The following is a 15,371-nucleotide window of genomic DNA, read 5'->3' as shown; positions in this document are numbered from 1 at the left end:
GGTGGAGGAATTCGAATGAAAAAGAAAATTGCAGAATATGAAGTTGGTGAACAAGTCGATGTTTTCTTGTTAATTAAAACAGCGACAAAAGGTCTAGCAAGTAATGGAAAGCCATTTTTAACAGTAATCTTACAAGATCCAAGTGGAGATATTGAAGCGAAGCTATGGGACGTATCACCAGAAGTTGAGAAACAATATGTAGCAGAAACAATCGTTAAAGTAGCTGGTGATATTTTAAACTACAAAGGACGTATTCAATTACGTGTGAAACAAATCCGTGTTGCGAATGAAAATGAAGTAACAGATATCTCGGATTTCGTAGAAAAAGCACCAGTGAAAAAAGAAGATATGGTTGAGAAAATTACGCAATACATATTTGAAATGAGAAACCCGAACATTCAGCGTCTAACAAGACATTTATTAAATAAGCATCAAAATGAATTTTTAGAATATCCAGCAGCGACAAAGAATCATCATGAGTTCGTATCTGGACTAGCTTATCACGTTGTATCAATGCTAGATTTAGCGAAAGCTATTTCAAATCTATACCCATCATTAGATAAAGACTTACTATATGCAGGCGTTATTTTACATGACCTTGGTAAAGTAATTGAACTATCTGGTCCAATTTCTACAACGTATACGTTAGAAGGAAATTTACTAGGCCACATTTCTATCATGGTGAACGAAATTGGTAAAGCAGCAGATGAGCTGAACATCGATGCAGAAGAAGTATTAATTCTTCAACACATCGTCCTTTCTCACCACGGAAAAGCAGAATGGGGTAGCCCAAAACCACCATTAGTAAAAGAAGCAGAAATTCTGCACTACATCGACAACTTAGATGCAAAAATGAACATGATGGACCGCGCATTAGGACGCACAAAACCAGGCGAATACACAGAGCGTGTCTTCGCACTTGATAATCGTTCGTTCTATAAACCTAAGTTTGAAACCTATCGTGATAAGTGACTTTAGCGTATTGTTAAAGTTACTTGCCCACAATTTGCCCACGAGATTTTAAAAACTCGTCATATTGGTTTACGGCAGTCTCCTCTATAGATTTTGTTATATGAAGATACACATTTGCAGTCATGTCTATAGAGGAATGCCCTAAACGTTCTGAAACATATTTAAGGTTTGCCCCACTTTGTAATAAGTGAACGGCATGTGTATGTCTAAATCCGTGTAAGGTAATGTATTTTAAATTTCCTTTCTTACAAGCTTGCTGTAAGAGTTTTAGGGTTGCTGGGTGTAGCATACAAGAATTATCTTCATGTGTAAATACAAAATTATACTCTTTATAATACTTACCGTTCTTCAAAGTGTTTTTATTTTGCTCTATTTTCATTTTTCTTAAATGAGATATGGTAGAAGAATCTAAAGAGATAGTTCGTTTACTGCTTCTATTTTTAGGTGGGCCGAATAAGATTTTTTCATTTCTCTTGGTAGTGATTAATGTTTTGTTGATGAATAATTTTTGTTCTTCAAAATCAATATCTTCCCATTGAAGGGCTAAGCATTCACCAATGCGGAGACCTGTACGAGATAGAAACATGAATAAAGAATAGTATTTAAAGCCCCCTTTCTCATTAAGGATGTAAGTTAAGAATTGATGTAGTTCATCTATATCGTAGCATTTTATATCATCATTTTTTGAGGAAACACGAGTTGTTCTTAATTTAATTTTTGTAGTTGGGTTTTTTTCTAAAATCCCAAGTTCGTTAATAGCTGTATCTAACGCATGGTGCATTGTGACATTAATTGTTTCTACCGTTTTTTTACTGTACTTTTCTAATAGGTTATTTATAAATTTTTGATATTTAATTCGTGTTAAATCTTTTAACTTTAATTCTCCAAACACAGGTAAGATGTGAAGTCTAATGTTTTTTTCGTAGACCATATAAGTTCTTGGAGCTACATTGCCTTTTTTGAAGACATTTAACCATTCGTAAAGATATTCATTAAAAGTTATTTTACCGTCCTGTATATTGCTCCCATTTACTAATTTTTCTTCAATTTTAGCAGCAGCTAATTGGGCTTCTTTCTTTGTTTTAAAACCACCTTTGGATGTTTCTTTGTATTTCCCCATTTCTTTATACCTAATCCGATATTCCCATTTATCGTTACGTTTTCTAAAACTAGCCAATTTAATCTCTCCATTCTATATTTTATAAGAATGTTTTTTTGTTTTTGCTTGAAAATATATTGTGGATTTTAAATGAATCTATCCATTTGTTTAGGTATTCCATAAAACTGTAATAATTCTTGCTTTGTTTGTATGTAGTAATCATGATGACTTCCATCGATAAGAAATCTTGTTGCAAAATAGTTTGCTTCAGCTTCTATACGAATTTCAGAACAAAGAGACAACTTGGATAATTTAGGTGTATTTTCGTCTGGATGAAATATAGCATGCCCCAATTCATGAAAACAGGTGAAGACTTGATTTGGGTATGAAAGTCTTTCGTTAATATGTATAAAAGGGATACGAGATACTTTATGGTAGTATCCATAAATATCCCCTAATGCTTCAGTGATAACAACTATGCCCTTTGCTTCAGCAATAAGAAATGGATCTCTGGTGTTATATCGTCTAAGTAGTTCATCTATTTTTAAATTGATTTGCTGTTTTGAAACCAACCAGATCCACTCCAATCACTCTTCGTTTCTATATTTTTTAGGTGTAAATTTCTTTTTAGCCATTTGTTTCCCTAATCTAAGAGAATTTTCTAACGAGAGGAGTAATAATTGTTTCGTTTCCTCTGACATTGGTTCGGACTCTTTAGAGAAAGCGAGGGCGTCAGCGTTACTCATGTCTTCTATTAGTTCTTCTAATTTCTTTTGAATATCTTTTTCATCTTTTTCGGTAAGCTCCCAATATTGTTTTTTTGTTCTACCCAGTAAGTAATCTATCGAAACTTTGAAGTAGTCAGCCACTTTTTGCACACGTTCAACGGAAGGCGTTCTTTTTTTCCATTGGTAAATGGTGTTTTGACCAAATCCTAAATCTTCTTCTAATTTAGATACAGAGATATCTTTCTTTTGACAAAGTTGTTTTATGATTTCTGTAATTCCCACTAGATCAACCCTTTCAACTAGCACAGAGTTAGTTTATCAATAAGTTAGTTTTGATTGTTGACAACTAACTTATTTGATAATATACTTTGTACATGAGCTACTTATTTAGCCGTTGCAACACTACAAAGAAAAGAAGGGAAATCAAGTTCCACAACGTTTAAGTGCTACAAGTTTAGATTTATTTAGCTATGACCTTATTTTATTCAATAAGTTAGTAAAAGTCAATAAAAAGCTAAAAATTTAGCTTATAAATTTTAAAAGGAGTTTTCTTTATGGATAAAACATTTGGAAAAAGAGTGAAAGTTTGGCTTTTCGTTAATGATATGAAGCAAGGAGAACTAGCGAAAATGCTAAATATATCAGGTCCATACTTATCAGATATTCTTCTAGGAAAGCGTGAAGGAAAAAAAGTGAAAGAAAAAATTAAAGGGATTTTAGAAAGTGAGAAGGTGTCCTAATGACAGCGACAGTACAAATCATCATAGATGATAACTACTTGCAAAAAGAAGTTGTTCGTCAAGTCAATGAACGATTAGTAGATATGGGAGTCGGTACTTGGTGGGATATGAAAAGACTTCAATATGAAACGAGTAGAAGTTATGACTGGTTAATGGAGTATGTGGTCTATGACTTACGGGTGCAAGGATTTGCGAAACAAAAGAATAATCGATGGTTATTTAAAGCACAAGAAATGAAAGAGTTTCTGACCAAATTTTATGATGAATTGTAAGAAAGAATCAGGAATTTAGCAAGAAATAATGAATGGAAATGAGAGAAGGGGCAAATATGAATAGGGTGTTATTCGCAAGTAAATTAATGAAAGCATCGGATGTTGTAAAAAGATGTGCAGAAATGAGAAATAATCCAGCGTTATTACTTATTACTGAATTAGAAGCAAAGTGTCAGCTAAGGGAAATGAACCGTAAGGTTTCAAATCGAAGGGAGGTGAATTAATTGAAGGAGATAACACTAGTTTTTAAATCAGGAGTTAAAACAAGTTTTACAGTAGAGCAATTTAAAACATTTAAAAATAGTTTTGGATTTTTATCAGGAATTGAATATGAAGGTGCAACTCCGACAGTACCATTCCACATTAGTTTGAGTAATATCGATGCAATATTTGTGAAAGACATTGGTGGAAAGGAATCCACTAAAGAACCTGATCATCCAATTGAAGATTTCTATGGCTGTGGAATTAAGCAAGATGATAAGTATTTTATGTTTGGCCAGGATGCTGTACTTGAAGGGAATCTAACGAATTACTTAATTGCAGAACAGAATGTTGAATGTTTTCGAGCTGTATAAAAGGAGAAACCGCCAGTTGGGGCTGACGGCCTAATAAAAACACATGTTGAGGTCATTATAGCATGAAATGAATGCATGTAAAGGAGTGAACGATCATAATTGAAAATCCAATGATTATAGGAAATCCAAATGATTCAGCGATAACGAATGTTATGGGGCATTGTGCGAGTTGCAATAAGGAAATCTACTGCGGTGAAGAGTACTTGGATTTTGAAGGTGATTGTATACACAATTCAACAGAATGCGTTAAGGAATACGTTGTTGTACATTCTACCCAAAAGATAGCAGGTGAATGAAATGAACTTACAACAAAAGATTGAAAGTGAGATATCCATTTTAAGGCGTCTAATTGATCGATACAAATTTTGTGATGATTCGGAATCCATTTGTATGGTGATTGCCTATGAATATGGATTGCAGGCGTTGATAGAAGCAAATGAAATGAGTAAACAAAAAGAGGTGCTGCCGTTTTGAATGGTGGAATTGAAGAACTAGAAAAGTCATTAAGTGTGGAACAACGAAGGTTAAGTGAACATAAAAGAGAGTTAGAAAGGCTAATAGAAAAGAAACCGATTGTGGAACAAAATATTTGGAACACGGAAAGTAAAATTTTTGATTTGGAAGCTTCTATTTTTGTTTTGAAAAGCATGGCGAAGGAGTGAATCAATTGGAAATTACAAACGGTGCTGCCATTACCAAAAGTAAAAAAGCAAAAATCATTATCTATTCAAAGCCAGGTAACGGTAAAACAACGGTTGCTGGATTGTTACCAGGTAAAACATTAGTCTTGGATATTGATGGGACAAGCCAAGTTTTAGAAGGCTATGAAAATGTAGATGTAGCTAAAATTGATGGTGAAAATCCACATGATAGCATCCTACAATTTTATGCATTAGCAAAAGTAAATATCGCTAAATACGATAACATCTTTGTTGATAATTTAACACATTACCAAAAGTTATGGTTACTTAAAAAAGGTGAAAATACGAAAAGTGGTATGCCGGAATTAAAGGATTACGCTTTACTAGATAACCATCTTTTAAAGGTAGTAGAAACGTTTAACTCATTAGATGCAAATGTTATTTTTACAGCTTGGGAAACAACAAGAAATATCATTCATGATGATGGGCAGCAATATACACAATTCATTCCAGATATTCGGGATAAAATCGTCAATCATATTATGGGAATTGTTCATGTGGTTGGTCAATTGGTTAAAAAGACAGATGGTACAAGAGGATTTGTTTTAGAAGGTAATCAAAGTGTTTTTGCTAAGAACCATCTTGATGTGCGGAAAGGCTGTATACAAGAAGAATTAATCATGTCATCCGCAAACTAATAAACAGGGGGAAATAAATAATGAGTTTCTTTAAATTTGATGAAACAAACGTAAATACAGGTTTTGAATTAGTTGCTGAAGGTAAATATGAAGCGGTAATTGTAAATGCGGAAGCTGGCAAAACACAAGCTGGTAAAGAGAAATTATCAATAGATTTTGAAATTCGAAGTGATGTAACACAACATCATCAAGGAGCAAAAGTGCTGTATAACATGTTTACGTTCGAACATGAGGTTTCGGTTAGAATCGTCAATTCTTTATTAAAAGCATGTGGTTTTGGAAATCATCATGCTTTCGTATCTGCTGAAGATATGGGGAAACAACTTCTCAATAAGAATCTACAAATCACAGTAAAACATGAAGAGTACGATAAGATTGTGGATGGTCAAAAACAAAAACGTACGGTAGCCAAGGCAAAATATTATGATGTGTCAGACGTAAATCCGATAATAAGTGGTCCAGCAGTAACAGTCGGTGATGATATGTTACCGTTTTAAATAACTACATAGAGAGGTTGGTTTGTACCGACTTCTCTTTTTTATATCTTAAAAGGCTAACCGGAGGTTGTAATGAAAAAGAATCCATACAATTTTAATGAGATACCAACAGAGCTGAAAAACTTACCGCAGTGGGTGCTTTGGCGCAAAGAAGAGAGAAATGGAAAACCGACGAAGATACCGTATCAAGCCAACGGCGAAATGGCGCAAGCAAATAATAGGCGTACATGGTCGACATTTGCAACAGCGGTCAAGTTTTATTTAGAAGGCGATTATGACGGAATAGGGTTCGTGTTCAGCAGGCAGGATAACTATATAGGAATAGACATTGATAAGTGTGTTGTGGCCGGAAAAACAAATACTTTTGCAACAGAAATTATCGATACAGTAGACAGTTATACAGAGTTTTCACCATCAGGAAAAGGTATCCACATCATTATCAAAGGGAACCTTCCACAATCTGTTTTAGGTACTGGTAGGAAGAATACCAAGCATGGTTTAGAAATTTACTCATACGGACGATTCTTCACATTCACTGGAAATCGAGAAAATTCTAATAATGTGTATGATCGTACGGATGAATTAGCAGAAGTGTTTGAACAGTATTTCGATGATAGTGACATACAAGGTCGCGTGAATTTAGCAGAATTTGAAAAAGATGAAATCAAAATTTCAAATGATGCTTTATGGGAGAAAATGTTCCGTAGTAAAAATGGCGATGAAATTCGCTCATTATACAATGGAAGCCTAATTAATAAAGATCATTCGGCAAGTGACCTTTCTCTATGTAACCATTTAGCATTTTGGACAGGGAAATCAGCAACACGAATGGATTCCATGTTTCGTGAGACGAGCTTAATACGTGATAAATGGGACGTTATCCATTTCAGAGATACAAACGAAACATATGGGGAAAGAACGATAGCAACGGCTATTTCATCTACTTCTTCCACAATTCTAGATTATAAGCAACCATTCGATGAATTTTCATTTGATTTTATAAGTGAAGATGTAGCTGAAGTTGTGGAAGACAAACCAAAAAGGAAATTTAAACTAACGGAACTTGGAAATGCGGAACGTATTGCTTACGAATACGGCCATGTAATTAAATTTGTTCATGATATCGGTTGGTATATATGGGGTGGAAAACGATGGAGAGTGGATACGAAGAAAGAAATTGAAAGAATTACAGCAAAAGTTCTTCGTAGTCTTTCTAAATCAGAAGATGAATCGGAAATAAAATGGGCACGTATGTGTGAGCGTAGAAATGTAAGAATGAATAGTATCAAAGATCTTATGCCATTGGTCCCAGGAGCGCGTGATGATTTTGATAGCCATAAATATTTATTCAATGTTGCAAATGGAATGGTAGACTTACAGACGGGACAGCTTCGTACACATAACCGGAATGTATATCTATCAAAAATCAGCAATATTACATTTGATGGGCAAGCGAAATGTCCAGAGTGGCTGAAGTTTTTAGAACAAATTTTTCAGGGGAATCAAGAGTTGACGGATTATATGCAACGACTAATTGGTTATTCTCTTACTGGAGAAATTACAGAGCAAATCATGGTGTTTCTCATTGGCGGAGGTTCCAATGGAAAATCAACCTTTATTAATATTATTAAGGACCTTATGGGTGAATACGGGAGACAAGCGAAATCAGATACTTTTATCAAGAAGAAAGAAACGGGAGCGAATAATGATATTGCTAGATTGGTGGGATCTCGTTTTGTATCTGCAATTGAAAGTGAGGATGGTGAACAATTATCAGAGACCTTTGTCAAGCAAATAACAGGTGGTGAGCCTATAGTAGCAAGGTTCTTACGGCAAGAATTTTTTGAGTTCATACCCGAATTTAAAGTGTTTTTTACAACAAATCATAAGCCGGTCATAAAAGGTGTAGATGAAGGGATTTGGAGACGTATTCGTTTGATTCCATTCAATCTACAGTTACCAAAGGAAAAACGAGATAAGAAATTGCCAGAGAAACTTAGCTTGGAAATGCCGGGTATTCTGAACTGGGCGATTGAAGGTTGTCTGAAGTGGCAGCAGTCAGGATTAAGCGATCCAGCGATTGTTAGGAAAGCAACAGGTGATTATAAAGAGGAAATGGATATTCTTGGTACGTTCATGTTCGAATGTTGTTTCAAAAGAGAAGATTATCAGATTGAAGCAAAAGAATTGTACGAAGTTTACGCTAATTGGTGTTTCAGAAATGGTGAGCATCAATTGAAAAACAGGGCATTTTATCGAATTTTAGAAACGCAAGGTTTCAAAAGAGAACGTGGCAACCGAAATAAGTATTACATCAAAGGTGTTACTTTAGCAGACCGAAAAAATACTTTTAAGCAGTCAGAGTTACTAAAAAACGATGAAAATAGCGAAAGTGTTACTAAAAGTAACACATTTAAAATTTCTTAAAATCCTTATGTACCAAGGGTTCAAGGTGCTTTTTATGCTCTTTTTGTTACTTTTGTTACTAAGTACAACCATAAACAAAAATAAATATATATATATTCTTTATTAGGAGCGCTAAAGGTCTCATACGGTAACATTGGTAACAAAATTCTCGAATCCCTTGGGGCTGTAAGGCTCTTGTTGATTTCAAAAAGTAACACATCGCTTATTTTAGGTGTTTTTCAGTAACACTTTTAAATAACTTTTGATAACAAGAATGGATGAATGAAAATGTTTGAAAAATTTATTGAGGAAAATATTGAACGAGATAGTAAGAGTTTTGAGCTATTAGAAAACTTATATAAGCGTTATTTAATATATTGCAAAGCTCATAATTTGAAACCTATTGGTAGGAATGGATTTACTTATAGATTTACTAAAAATCGAATTGGAGTATTGCATAAATCAAAAGGTAAATCAGCTAGGTGGGGAGTGAGATTACTTCCATGCAAGTATTAGAAATTATAAGTTTAATTTGGAAATCGGGTGCAAATATCTATCTTGATCCAAGTGATGGACGAATCGGAATAAAACGACAGAACTTAATTCCTGTGGAAGTAATGCAAGCTGCGGAGAAAAATTTCAATGGTATTGATACTTGGTTTAAGTCCTGGAAGGATGCAAACAACGAAAAGATTACAATCTTGAAGATTTTTTATGAGTTTTCTGGTTGGAAACATAACCGAAAGTTACATGATTGGTTGCTTGCTGATACAGATTCCTTACAACTGTTCTATGACTGGACGATTGTGCTTGCGAAGAATGGATGGACAGACGTATATGAAGATTATCGACCATTTGAAAATGATGAATCGAATGCGATGGCAAGGAAGATATATGAACGTGCGGTTTTATATGCAAAGAAAGGGGCGTAAGAATGATTCGCTTTCACTATACAGATAAAGAAATAGATAACATCCTTAAAACATTAACAATCGTGATTGATACTCGCGAAAACAAAAATGACCATATCCGTGATTATTTACATCAAAAGGGCATCCCAATTAAAAATCAAAAATTAGATACCGGTGATTATGGCTGTATGATACCTAAAAATGAAGAGTTAGGCATTCCTCGCGACATTTACTTAGATAGTCGAGTAGAACGGAAAGCCCACATGGATGAAATCACAGGAAATTTACAAAAAAATACGCAAACAGCATTTGAGAATGAATTAATTCGATCAAAAGAGATTCCCTTCACCTTAATTGTGGAGGACCTACATGGATATGGGAAGATGTTGCAAGGGAAGTATCATTCCAAATATAATCCACTAGCGTTACTGGGAAGGCTAAATACATTTAAAGCAAAATACGGTTTTGAAATCGTGTATTTGGATAAGAAATTCAGTGGGAATTGGATTTATCATCATTTTTATTATCAAGCGAAACATTACTTTAAATTGGGGGCTTTTTAGGAGATAAAAAAGAGGACTCTTATATGAGAGCCCTGAGAGGAAATTAGGTGAATCGCAAATTCAAAAAATTGGCGTATGAATAGTATATCCAAAGTATAAAAATATATACAACAAAGCAGCTAGCAAATGCTAACTGCCCAGTTGATAAGAAGAGAATTTAGTTAATACTAGCAATTGAAGGAGTAAAGCCACATATGGGCTTATACATAGTATGAATCAAATATAGAATTTTATGCAGGAGGAAAAAGTATGCAAACACCCACAGATTTCTTATTAGCATTATCTACAAAATTGCAGGAGATTGCAGACAATACAGCGGACTTAGAAACGGCAGCCGAATTAGAAGAGTTAATAGATAAAATCAATGAGAGTATAGGAAATGGTTAGGTATATCATGTACCTTAGTGTGAAAAGAGGAGTTCACTCTGAATCGTCTATCTAAGTGAAAAAATCCTGTCAGAAACCTATCAAATTTGAGTTTAAATTCTTTCTGAATACCATAGATATCTAGAAGGGTAAAGTATCTGTAAATGGATGTTAAGTATGTATAATGAGTTTTGAGAATGCAAGGTGTGTTTTTGAAGGGATTATCTGTAACCTACCTTGCCATCATGAAAAATAGAGAAATTTGAGGAGTCCACACCATGAATGCAAAAGAAATAAGAATGTATATATTAGATTTGCAAGACAAGCATTGCGCAACGTGTGAATATCGGGCAAATCAGTCTCCGAAGTATTGTTTGAAGAATTGTAAGGTTGGAGAAGAATTGTATAGATTAGGAAAAAAATTAGCTCCTTGTGTAGGACAAGTCAGAGAAAATCCGAAACGGAAAAATTGGGAAGAATTGATGCCGAAAATTTTAGAAATGTTACAAAGAGAACTACCGATGTATGTAATTGCTATAGAAGTAAACTGTGAAGTGAACACGTTGCAGAAGCAACTCAAAAAAATGGGATTATGGCAGTCAACAAGCAGAAAACAAATACAAGAAAATGCTCATAAAAGATGGGATGAACGATGTAAACAAGCTGTCATGTTCGTGAAAAAGGACTTACTTATCAAGCAATCTGTCAGCAATTAGGGTGTAGTCGGAACAGTTTGTATCATCACCTTAAAAAAAGAGGGCTAAAGTAAACATGAAACCGATGTGTGTATAGAATTACAAAATTATAAAAGTGTAGATGTGGTGAGGTAGAAATAACAGGAACGAGAGTAGGTGTATCGTCATTGTTCAATTGGCTGAAAGAATATCAAAGGTTAGAAGAGGAGATTGCCTATTTAGAATATAATCTAGATAAAACAAAAGCAGAATTAAAACGCTGGGTCAGTGGTGATTTGCGAGAGGTACGTTTAACTGCTGCATCGGAAGGTGCAAAGGTAGAAGAACGTATTGAAGCAATTGAATATGAGTTAGCACATAAGATGAATGATATGTACAAACTGAAAAAATTAATTAGTAGATTTAGGGGGTTGGATAATAAAATACTTAAAATGAAATATGTGGATGGTATGACGTTGGAACAAATAGCTGAAGAAATTAGTTATAGCTCTAGCCATATTAAAAAGAAACATGCTGAAATAGTTCGTTTGATTAAATTCGTAGAACGAGAAGGTATCATTTAGGTTCACTCCTAAAGTGAATCGAAACTCTGGAAAATATCGATTATAGTAATAACATAAGATTTTGACGAAAGGGCAACTGGTGTGAAGTGCACGGTTGCTCTTTTTAATTAGACAAACCATATCCATATGATAATGATAACAGCAAAGATAATGATTAGTATTTGTGAGAATTTCATAACATGCTCCTTTTAAACTATAGTGTTTGCCAAGGACTGAAGAGGCATTCCTTATGGAGTGTTTTTATTATGTGAAAATTACGTAGGTGGTGTAGATATGACTTTGACGTTTCATAATGGAGATATCTATGTTAAAGGTAATCTTGTTGAAAATGATAAAGAAGTTGTAGATGGCATGAGGGAGTTCCTGAGGTTATCTAGGTAAAGATAAGCGCAAACGTGTTGCATTTGCAAAGGATGGTGTTAAGTATATGAATCCAGAAAAGATATATGTAAAACAAATGGATGCATGGATTAAAGAACAAGAAGCAAGACGGGAACAGATAGTAGCAACAATTAAAACTAGCTCTGAAATTGTGGAACAAAACGAAATCCAATTACAGTGGTTAGATAAAGGATTAGCTCTTGCTAAAGAAGAGTTCGAGGATTGGAAGAAAGAAAATCAATGACTATGACAGTAGCAATGATTTTAGGTCTTTGGTCAGGTTGGTAGGAGCGTTAAAGAAAAGATAAGGAGAGTGAACTTAAATGATTGCTGAAATTAGAAAAACAATATCAGGTACTGAGTATTGGGATAATGAACAGAAGAAAAGCCTATTTGTTCCTACCGGTGAAGTACCTGGATTTGAAGTAACTGTTAATCCTGAGAGTATGATTGCAGATAAAGGATTTGCAACAGGAGGGTATTTGACTAAAGATAAGTTAGTAATTGGTGAATCAGGAACCGAGTGTATCTTAAGTAACAAGACAGTAAAAGAATTACGTGAGCATGCTGATGAGTTAGGCATTGAAATTCCAGCTGATGTTAAAAAGAAAGAAGACATCATTGAATTACTATCATGAAATATTGTGACTTCAATGGCTGCCATAACAAGATAAGCAAAGGACGTTACTGCGGGGAACATAAGCGTAACAAACCAAGGAAGAAGAAAGATAAGAAGAATATCTATCACCATGAGAACAAACCATTCTATCGTACTGATGCATGGAAGTATGTCAGGTCAAAGGTATATGAAAGAGAGAATGGCTGCTGTCAGCGATGTGGAAGGTTCGTCTTTGGTCGAAGTGCTCATGTTCACCACGTAATACCAATCAAAAAAGATCCAACTCTTAAATTAGAAGAGGATAACCTCAGATTACTTTGTCCAGTTTGTCATACAATCGAAGAAAATGAAGATAAACCGAAAAAAGTTTTTCCGAGTTATTTTGGAAGCCCCCCTATCAAAAATTAAAATTTCCTCTTTGGGGAGGATAGGTAGCGTAGGGGGGCACGCAAATAGTTGCGCCATTTTTGAAAAAGGAAGGGGGTGTGAAAATGGCTCGTATGTCAAAGAAGAAAAGGTTGGAAATGCTAGACGTAGCAAGGGATGAAGAGCGAAATAGAATCATACAATTATTGAATGAGGAGGACAATTTCACACCTTCCTTAGAACCATTAATCGATAATTATGTAGATGCGTTTATTATTTATAAAACCATGTTTGAGGAGTGGAAAGATGATGGGCTTCCGCCTACAAAAACGCATAAGAACAAGGCTGGAGCGACAAATGAAATGAAGCATCCACTGGCACAACAGGTAGAAACTTGGAATGATAAAAAGAATAAAATGTTAGAAGCTCTCGGAATGACGAATAAGGGAAAAAGTGTACAAAAAGCGTCCAAAAATGAAAAAAATAGCCCATCTCATGAACCAAAAGATGAATTAGCGGCTCATCGAGCCAAATGGCGGAAATCTACATGATGATTACACCAGGCGTTAACTATGCTGATCAGTATGCGAATAATGTGATGTGTACTAAAAAGAAATACCCAAAATCGATCATTCTTGCGGTAGAGCGTTATAAGAAGTGGAAAAAGCGTAAAGATATTTGGTTTGAGGTGGATCGTGCAAATGAGATGTTGGATTTTGTTCAGTCGTTCATCCGTCATGTTAAGGGGCCACTCGCAGGTCAATTGATGGAATTAGAACTTTGGGAAATGTTTGTTTTTGCAAACATGTATGGTTGGTATCGTAAAAATGAAAAAGGGAAAATTGTTCGTGTTGTTCGAGAGGCGTATGTGCAAGTTCCAAAGAAGAACGGGAAAACAATTATTGCAGCTGGGGCATTGCTCTATGCGATGTATGGAGAAATGGAACTTGGAGCGGATTGTTATTGTGCAGCATATGATTATGAACAAGCACAAAATGCAGCGGAACCTATTGCGCAAGCAATAGAAAACTCGGAACCGTTGGCACGACATACACAGGTGTATAAAGGAATCAATGGTACAGTGAGTGGTGCCATGTACCGATATCATAAAAATGGTATTGCTTATCAGAATAAATTTAAGGTATTAACGAAAAACACGAAGGGTCTTGAGGGAAAGAACCCTTATTTTGTATTGAACGATGAATTACATGCACAAGAAAACATGGACATGTACGATAATTTAAAATCTGCCCAGGTATCTCGTGAACAGCCCATGATGCTGAATATTTCAACGGCAGGTAAAGGCTCATCGAGCGTCGGAATGCGTGTATATAAACTTGCAAAAGAAGCGTTGGAAAAAGATAATGATGATCCTTTATTTGTTGCAATTTGGGAGCCAAACAAAGGGTATGACTGGACGGATAGAACAGTATGGAAGATGGTGAATCCGAATATTGGTGTTTCTGTTACGATGGAGCAACTCGAGAATGAGTATAAAAAAGCGCAACAATCCGCACATTCAAAAGCGGAATTTCTTTCTAAGCATCTAAATGTCTTTGTAAATAGTGCAAACAATTATTTTGAACATGATCAAGTTCAACATGTGCTTGTGGAAGATTTGGGTGATCTCACAGGAGAAATATGTTATGTAGGATTGGATTTATCGAAAACAACGGATTTAACTTGTGTAAGTTTGAATTTCCCTACTCATGATGAGGAAGGTAATTCAATTTTAAAAGTGAAACAAATGTACTTTATTCCCACTGATAACATTGAATTTAGAGAAAAAGAAGATAATGTTCCCTATACCGATATGGTTGAACGTGGTTTCGTTACATTTTGTGATGGCAAGATGATAAACCAAGACCAGGTTATGGACTACATTGTGGAATGTATGAATGTATATGACGTACAACAAATAAACTATGATCCAGCAATGTCCCAAAAGTTAATAGAGAAGCTTGAAAACCTCGGTTTAGAATGCATTGCAGTAAATCAGTATCCAAACGTTATGAATGCAATGCTTGACGATTCAGAAATACTAATTTATGAAAAGCGTTTAATTACAGACAATCCTTTATTTGTTTATTGCGCCCTTAATGTTGTAGTAGTAACGAATATTAACGGAATGAAAGCCCCAAGTAAGCGACAGTCCAAAAAGAAGATTGATGGATTTGTTGCTTTTTTAGTTGCTCATAAAGAAACGATGATGGTTATGGATAGCATAACAGAGGAAGGTATGGATGAATTGATTGGTGATATTTATCGATAGAGAGGCG

25 protein-coding genes are annotated in these 15,371 nt (G+C 34.9%); 22 read left to right on the top strand and 3 right to left on the bottom strand.

Going from position 1 to position 15,371, the window contains the following annotated elements; genetic code table 11:
- The first annotated feature begins 15 nt into the window (after positions 1-15).
- Positions 16-972, top strand: a complete 957-nt coding sequence (gene yhaM / locus MHI28_RS12350) for a 3'-5' exoribonuclease YhaM (RefSeq protein WP_063675054.1) — start codon at positions 16-18, stop codon at positions 970-972.
- Positions 973-991: 19 nt separating this feature from the next.
- Here the strand turns inward: yhaM and MHI28_RS12345 are convergent, their stop codons facing one another.
- The 3 genes from MHI28_RS12345 to MHI28_RS12335 form a co-directional block, all read right to left on the bottom strand.
- Positions 992-2,149, bottom strand: a complete 1,158-nt coding sequence (locus MHI28_RS12345; protein ID WP_340828010.1) for a site-specific integrase — start codon at positions 2,147-2,149, stop codon at positions 992-994.
- Between the two features lie 68 nt (positions 2,150-2,217).
- Positions 2,218-2,643: an ImmA/IrrE family metallo-endopeptidase gene (locus MHI28_RS12340; protein ID WP_078187633.1), complete on the bottom strand. Its 426-nt coding sequence runs from the start codon at positions 2,641-2,643 to the stop codon at positions 2,218-2,220.
- Positions 2,644-2,658: 15 nt separating this feature from the next.
- A complete protein-coding gene (locus MHI28_RS12335; RefSeq protein WP_078187634.1) occupies positions 2,659-3,081 on the bottom strand; it encodes a helix-turn-helix domain-containing protein in 423 nt (140 codons plus the stop codon).
- A gap of 272 nt (positions 3,082-3,353) precedes the next feature.
- On the opposite strand from MHI28_RS12335, the gene MHI28_RS12330 reads away from it, so the two are divergent.
- From MHI28_RS12330 to MHI28_RS12225, 21 genes are all read left to right on the top strand, one after another.
- Positions 3,354-3,539 (top strand): transcriptional regulator, encoded by a 186-nt coding sequence (locus MHI28_RS12330; RefSeq protein ID WP_078187635.1) that lies wholly within the window; start codon positions 3,354-3,356, stop codon positions 3,537-3,539.
- A complete protein-coding gene (locus MHI28_RS12325) occupies positions 3,539-3,811 on the top strand; it encodes a DUF771 domain-containing protein (protein ID WP_078187636.1) in 273 nt (90 codons plus the stop codon). The genes MHI28_RS12330 and MHI28_RS12325 overlap by 1 nt, the downstream gene beginning before the upstream one ends.
- Before the next feature lie 56 nt (positions 3,812-3,867).
- Positions 3,868-4,035, top strand: a complete 168-nt coding sequence (locus tag MHI28_RS12320; RefSeq protein WP_169509371.1) for a hypothetical protein — start codon at positions 3,868-3,870, stop codon at positions 4,033-4,035.
- Positions 4,036-4,386, top strand: coding sequence for a hypothetical protein (locus tag MHI28_RS12315; protein ID WP_006919349.1), 351 nt, complete (start codon positions 4,036-4,038; stop codon positions 4,384-4,386). It begins immediately after the preceding gene.
- Between the two features lie 297 nt (positions 4,387-4,683).
- A complete protein-coding gene (locus MHI28_RS12305; RefSeq protein WP_176116668.1) occupies positions 4,684-4,860 on the top strand; it encodes a hypothetical protein in 177 nt (58 codons plus the stop codon).
- Positions 4,857-5,048 carry a hypothetical protein gene (locus tag MHI28_RS12300; protein ID WP_023521063.1) on the top strand — a complete coding sequence of 64 codons (192 nt, stop codon included), beginning with the start codon at positions 4,857-4,859 and terminating at the stop codon, positions 5,046-5,048. Before MHI28_RS12305 ends, MHI28_RS12300 begins: the two co-directional genes overlap by 4 nt.
- Positions 5,049-5,053: 5 nt before the next feature.
- The gene (locus tag MHI28_RS12295; RefSeq protein ID WP_340828009.1) at positions 5,054-5,725 is read left to right on the top strand and encodes an AAA family ATPase; all 672 of its coding nucleotides are present in this window, start codon (positions 5,054-5,056) and stop codon (positions 5,723-5,725) included.
- Between the two features lie 20 nt (positions 5,726-5,745).
- Positions 5,746-6,222 (top strand): DUF669 domain-containing protein, encoded by a 477-nt coding sequence (locus MHI28_RS12290; RefSeq protein WP_340828008.1) that lies wholly within the window; start codon positions 5,746-5,748, stop codon positions 6,220-6,222.
- A gap of 72 nt (positions 6,223-6,294) precedes the next feature.
- Positions 6,295-8,649 carry a phage/plasmid primase, P4 family gene (locus MHI28_RS12285; RefSeq protein ID WP_340828007.1) on the top strand — a complete coding sequence of 785 codons (2,355 nt, stop codon included), beginning with the start codon at positions 6,295-6,297 and terminating at the stop codon, positions 8,647-8,649.
- A 267-nt stretch (positions 8,650-8,916) separates the two neighbouring features.
- Positions 8,917-9,144, top strand: a complete 228-nt coding sequence (locus MHI28_RS12280; protein WP_033692981.1) for a hypothetical protein — start codon at positions 8,917-8,919, stop codon at positions 9,142-9,144.
- Positions 9,132-9,560 (top strand): hypothetical protein, encoded by a 429-nt coding sequence (locus tag MHI28_RS12275; RefSeq protein WP_340828006.1) that lies wholly within the window; start codon positions 9,132-9,134, stop codon positions 9,558-9,560. Before MHI28_RS12280 ends, MHI28_RS12275 begins: the two co-directional genes overlap by 13 nt.
- Before the next feature lie 2 nt (positions 9,561-9,562).
- Positions 9,563-10,102, top strand: coding sequence for an ERCC4 domain-containing protein (locus MHI28_RS12270; RefSeq protein WP_097984746.1), 540 nt, complete (start codon positions 9,563-9,565; stop codon positions 10,100-10,102).
- A gap of 249 nt (positions 10,103-10,351) precedes the next feature.
- A complete protein-coding gene (locus tag MHI28_RS12265) occupies positions 10,352-10,489 on the top strand; it encodes a hypothetical protein (protein WP_170924928.1) in 138 nt (45 codons plus the stop codon).
- Positions 10,490-10,746: 257 nt separating this feature from the next.
- Positions 10,747-11,184: a zinc-finger domain-containing protein gene (locus MHI28_RS12260; protein ID WP_340828005.1), complete on the top strand. Its 438-nt coding sequence runs from the start codon at positions 10,747-10,749 to the stop codon at positions 11,182-11,184.
- Positions 11,169-11,237 (top strand): hypothetical protein, encoded by a 69-nt coding sequence (locus tag MHI28_RS12255; RefSeq protein ID WP_254849831.1) that lies wholly within the window; start codon positions 11,169-11,171, stop codon positions 11,235-11,237. Before MHI28_RS12260 ends, MHI28_RS12255 begins: the two co-directional genes overlap by 16 nt.
- Positions 11,238-11,330: 93 nt before the next feature.
- Entirely contained in the window at positions 11,331-11,726 is a 396-nt protein-coding gene (locus MHI28_RS12250; RefSeq protein WP_340828004.1) for a hypothetical protein, read from the top strand.
- A gap of 427 nt (positions 11,727-12,153) precedes the next feature.
- Positions 12,154-12,351 carry a hypothetical protein gene (locus MHI28_RS12245; protein ID WP_340828003.1) on the top strand — a complete coding sequence of 66 codons (198 nt, stop codon included), beginning with the start codon at positions 12,154-12,156 and terminating at the stop codon, positions 12,349-12,351.
- A gap of 79 nt (positions 12,352-12,430) precedes the next feature.
- Complete coding sequence (locus MHI28_RS12240) at positions 12,431-12,745, top strand: Rho termination factor N-terminal domain-containing protein (protein ID WP_340828002.1); 315 nt, start codon at positions 12,431-12,433, stop codon at positions 12,743-12,745.
- A complete protein-coding gene (locus MHI28_RS12235; RefSeq protein WP_340828001.1) occupies positions 12,742-13,134 on the top strand; it encodes an HNH endonuclease in 393 nt (130 codons plus the stop codon). Before MHI28_RS12240 ends, MHI28_RS12235 begins: the two co-directional genes overlap by 4 nt.
- Positions 13,135-13,217: 83 nt before the next feature.
- Positions 13,218-13,643: a P27 family phage terminase small subunit gene (locus MHI28_RS12230; protein WP_340828000.1), complete on the top strand. Its 426-nt coding sequence runs from the start codon at positions 13,218-13,220 to the stop codon at positions 13,641-13,643.
- The gene (locus MHI28_RS12225; RefSeq protein WP_340827999.1) at positions 13,640-15,364 is read left to right on the top strand and encodes a terminase large subunit; all 1,725 of its coding nucleotides are present in this window, start codon (positions 13,640-13,642) and stop codon (positions 15,362-15,364) included. The genes MHI28_RS12230 and MHI28_RS12225 overlap by 4 nt, the downstream gene beginning before the upstream one ends.
- Positions 15,365-15,371 lie beyond the last annotated feature (7 nt).

This window comes from Bacillus sp. FSL K6-0268 (assembly GCF_038005425.1).
Lineage (GTDB): Bacteria > Bacillota > Bacilli > Bacillales > Bacillaceae_G > Bacillus_A > Bacillus_A thuringiensis_S.
The sequence above is the reverse complement of the archived record's forward strand: the minus strand, read 5'-3'. Positions and strand labels throughout refer to the sequence as shown.

Excerpts from the sequence above, each read along its gene's own strand:
- yhaM (WP_063675054.1), top strand. The coding sequence starts at position 16 with ATGAAAAAGAAAATTGCAGAATATGAAGTTGGTGAACAAGTCGATGTT.
- MHI28_RS12330 (WP_078187635.1), top strand. The coding sequence starts at position 3,354 with ATGGATAAAACATTTGGAAAAAGAGTGAAAGTTTGGCTTTTCGTTAAT.
- MHI28_RS12325 (WP_078187636.1), top strand. The coding sequence starts at position 3,539 with ATGACAGCGACAGTACAAATCATCATAGATGATAACTACTTGCAAAAA.
- MHI28_RS12320 (WP_169509371.1), top strand. The coding sequence starts at position 3,868 with ATGAATAGGGTGTTATTCGCAAGTAAATTAATGAAAGCATCGGATGTT.
- MHI28_RS12305 (WP_176116668.1), top strand. The coding sequence starts at position 4,684 with ATGAACTTACAACAAAAGATTGAAAGTGAGATATCCATTTTAAGGCGT.
- MHI28_RS12290 (WP_340828008.1), top strand. The coding sequence starts at position 5,746 with ATGAGTTTCTTTAAATTTGATGAAACAAACGTAAATACAGGTTTTGAA.
- MHI28_RS12285 (WP_340828007.1), top strand. The coding sequence starts at position 6,295 with ATGAAAAAGAATCCATACAATTTTAATGAGATACCAACAGAGCTGAAA.
- MHI28_RS12280 (WP_033692981.1), top strand. The coding sequence starts at position 8,917 with ATGTTTGAAAAATTTATTGAGGAAAATATTGAACGAGATAGTAAGAGT.
- MHI28_RS12275 (WP_340828006.1), top strand. The coding sequence starts at position 9,132 with ATGCAAGTATTAGAAATTATAAGTTTAATTTGGAAATCGGGTGCAAAT.
- MHI28_RS12270 (WP_097984746.1), top strand. The coding sequence starts at position 9,563 with ATGATTCGCTTTCACTATACAGATAAAGAAATAGATAACATCCTTAAA.
- MHI28_RS12265 (WP_170924928.1), top strand. The coding sequence starts at position 10,352 with ATGCAAACACCCACAGATTTCTTATTAGCATTATCTACAAAATTGCAG.
- MHI28_RS12260 (WP_340828005.1), top strand. The coding sequence starts at position 10,747 with ATGAATGCAAAAGAAATAAGAATGTATATATTAGATTTGCAAGACAAG.
- MHI28_RS12245 (WP_340828003.1), top strand. The coding sequence starts at position 12,154 with ATGAATCCAGAAAAGATATATGTAAAACAAATGGATGCATGGATTAAA.
- MHI28_RS12240 (WP_340828002.1), top strand. The coding sequence starts at position 12,431 with ATGATTGCTGAAATTAGAAAAACAATATCAGGTACTGAGTATTGGGAT.
- MHI28_RS12235 (WP_340828001.1), top strand. The coding sequence starts at position 12,742 with ATGAAATATTGTGACTTCAATGGCTGCCATAACAAGATAAGCAAAGGA.
- MHI28_RS12230 (WP_340828000.1), top strand. The coding sequence starts at position 13,218 with ATGGCTCGTATGTCAAAGAAGAAAAGGTTGGAAATGCTAGACGTAGCA.
- MHI28_RS12225 (WP_340827999.1), top strand. The coding sequence starts at position 13,640 with ATGATGATTACACCAGGCGTTAACTATGCTGATCAGTATGCGAATAAT.